The 3,123-nt window shown below is 50.0% G+C and carries 2 protein-coding genes; both read left to right on the top strand.

The features are described 5' to 3' along the window. The first annotated feature begins 182 nt into the window (after nt 1-182). Nucleotides 183-1,541: a gluconate:H+ symporter gene (locus OCU14_RS11180; protein ID WP_261811087.1), complete on the top strand. Its 1,359-nt coding sequence runs from the start codon at nt 183-185 to the stop codon at nt 1,539-1,541. 148 nt (nt 1,542-1,689) lie between these two features. Continuing rightward, nucleotides 1,690-3,015, top strand: coding sequence for an APC family permease (locus tag OCU14_RS11185; RefSeq protein WP_261811088.1), 1,326 nt, complete (start codon nt 1,690-1,692; stop codon nt 3,013-3,015). Nucleotides 3,016-3,123: the final 108 nt, after the last annotated feature.

Raw genomic sequence — 3,123 nt, forward strand, 5'->3', positions numbered from 1 at the left:
AATACCGCGATGAGGCCGCTTAAGTAACACTAAAAATTATATTATTTCAACTGTCAACTTGACAGGGACTAGTACATTTTGTCTACAAGTGTTCGGTTATATTTTACAATCTCCCATATTGATTGGTCGGTGTTTACACAGCGGCCTTTCAAAATTTATTAGATGAAAGGGCTTACTTCCAAATGGAACTTTTAGCTTTAGTCATCGGGGTTATCTTTCTATTGGTCCTCATTATTCGTTTCAAGATCAATACGTTCGTTTCCCTGATTCTGACCTCCGTCCTGACAGCCATGTTACTGGGGATGGACTTAACCAAAATCGCCGCAACCATCGAAACGGGGATTGGGAGCCAACTTGGTGAACTTTCCTTAGTCTTCGGTTTCGGAGCTATGCTGGGTCGGTTAGTCGCCGATGCCGGTGGTGCTTACATGATTGCCACGACCTTAATTGATCGTTTCGGTAAGAAACGCCTGCAACTTGCTATCATGCTTGCTTCATTTATTTTAGGGATTGCCCTCTTCTTCGAAGTTGGGATGGTCCTCTTAATTCCTATCGTCTTCGCCATTGCGGTTGAAGCCGATGTGCCAATTCTCTACTTAGGGATTTCCATGGCTGCTGCCTTGTCAGTTACCCACGGATTCCTGCCACCTCACCCAGCACCAGTTGCTATTTCTGCTGTGTTAGGTGCCAATGATGGGAAAGTCTTACTCTTCGGTTTGGTTGTCGCAATTCCTGCCGCAATCATCGCCGGTCCTCTGTTCACCAAGCTCGCACAGCGTTACGCGCCTACAGCCTTTGAACAGAAGGGTAACCTTTCTTCATTGGGTGAAGTTAAGACGTTCAAGCCTTCAGAAGCCCCTAGCTTCGGCTTATCCGTCTTGACTTCGCTCTTCCCTGTTATCTTGATGGCCATCACGACTATCTACAAGATGACGGTGGATGGCGGTGCAACACCAACCAAGAACGCCAGCATGTTAGACCAAATCGTGGCCTTGATTGGTGACCCTGCGATTGCGATGTTAATCTCACTGATCGTGGCAATGTTCACGATGGGCTGGGGTCGGAAGCGTAAGACTGCCGACATCATGGCAACGTTGGAAAATGCCGTTAAGTCAATTGCAATGCTACTGTTAGTTATCGGTGGTGGTGGGGCCTTCAAACAAGTCCTCATCGATGGTGGTGTTGGTAAAGAAGTTGCCAAGATCTTTATCGATTCCAACATGTCTCCACTGGTCTTAGGTTGGTTGGTCGCTGTGGTTCTGCGTGTTGCTTTAGGATCCGCTACTGTGGCTTCCTTGACTGCCGCCGGAATTGTGGCCCCATTGATGGCCCAAGCCGGTGTCGACCCTGCCCTGATGGTTCTGGCCATTGGTGCCGGTTCCTTAGCCGCATCTCACGTGAACGATGCCGGGTTCTGGATGTTCCGCGAATACTTCGATTTGACTGTTAAGCAAACCTTGAGTATTTGGACCGTCTTGGAAACCGTGATCGCCGTGGTTGGGTTGGCAATTGTTCTCCTCTTGAACATGGCCTTCCACTAAACTTAATTTTAATGAAAACACCGCTGAGAGCGATCTCGGCGGTGTTTTTTTGTCACGTCCAGCGTCTCTCTCAGCCATTTTTAACCTTCACGAAAAGGTCAACGTGCTATAATGTAAAAATCAGTCATTCGAGAATAAAGGAGTTTTGATATTGGCAAAGGAGTTACGCCGTGAAATCGGCACGTTTACTGCCCTAGCCACCGTCATGGGAACCGTGATCGGTGGTGGGGTGTTCTTCAAGACGGCGAGTGTCGTGGCCGCCAACCATTCCGCAAATATGACCCTGGTCGCCTGGATTCTTGGGGGCCTATTGACCATCTGTGCCGGTTTGACCAGTGCGGAGCTAGCTGCCGCCATTCCACGGACCGGCGGCGCGATGCGCTATCTCGAGTACGCCTATGGCAAACCCGTGGGCTTCCTCATGGGGTGGGCCCAGATGCTGGTCTACTACCCCGCAAATATCGCGGCCCTGTCGATTATTTTCGGTGTTCAGTTCGCCGCTCTCTTCCATCTCGATAGTAGTTGGAAGCTACCGGTCGCCATTCTATGTGGCCTTAGTATCACCCTACTGAACTTTCTCGGCGCTCGGGTGGGTGGATCCGTCCAATCGATTGCCCTGGTCTTTAAACTCATTCCTATCGCCGTTATCGTCATCTTCGGTCTGATGGCCCCAGCCCACACGGTCCTGCAATTCTGGCCTATTGCCACTGGTGATCACTTGAACTGGGGTAAAGCCTTTGCCTCTAGCCTACTGGCAACCATGTTTGCCTATGATGGCTGGATCAGCATCGGTAATATTGCCGGCGAAATGAAACATCCCGAACGAGATTTACCCCGGGCCATTGTCTTTGGTCTGGCGCTAATTACCATTATCTATACTTTAATCAACCTGGTCTTCTTAAAGACCCTACCGATCGACCTAATTGCGGGCAACCAGAACGCCGCGGCCGATGCCTCCATGCGGTTGTTCGGCCAGTTTGGTGGCAAATTGGTCACCATCGGCATCCTTATCTCGGTCTACGGGGCCATTAACGGGTATACCCTGACCGGAATGCGTGTGCCCTTTGCCATGGCTGAGGAGGACAGCCTGCCCTTCTCAGAGCGTTTCCGTCAGCTCTCACGTAAGACTTATGTCCCTTACTTTGCCGGGACTGTGCAGTTCCTAATTGCCCTCCTCATGATGTTCATGGGGAGCTTTGACATTCTGACCGACATGTTGGTCTTCGTGATGTGGGGCTTCAACTGTTTGATCTTCCTGGCCGTGTTCCGGCTAAGACGAACTGAACCAGAACTTAATCGCCCTTACCGGGTGCCTTGGTTCCCGATTATTCCCATTATCGCGTTAATCGGGGGGATCTTCATTCTCGTCACGACCCTGGTCACGGAAACTGGCTTAGCTGTGACCGGTCTGGGACTGACCCTGATTGGTCTGCCCGTCTACTTCTGGCATCAAAAACACCGCAAGCAAGTCTAAAAAAAAGCTCCCAGGATATTATCCTGAGAGCTTTTTCTACGGCTTGTCAATAGGAACGTTATTAAATCAACGATTTACAGTGAAGAACCTTGAGTATTGATTAGGTGA

The sequence above is a fragment of the Levilactobacillus humaensis genome (assembly GCF_024345185.1).
GTDB lineage: Bacteria > Bacillota > Bacilli > Lactobacillales > Lactobacillaceae > Levilactobacillus > Levilactobacillus humaensis.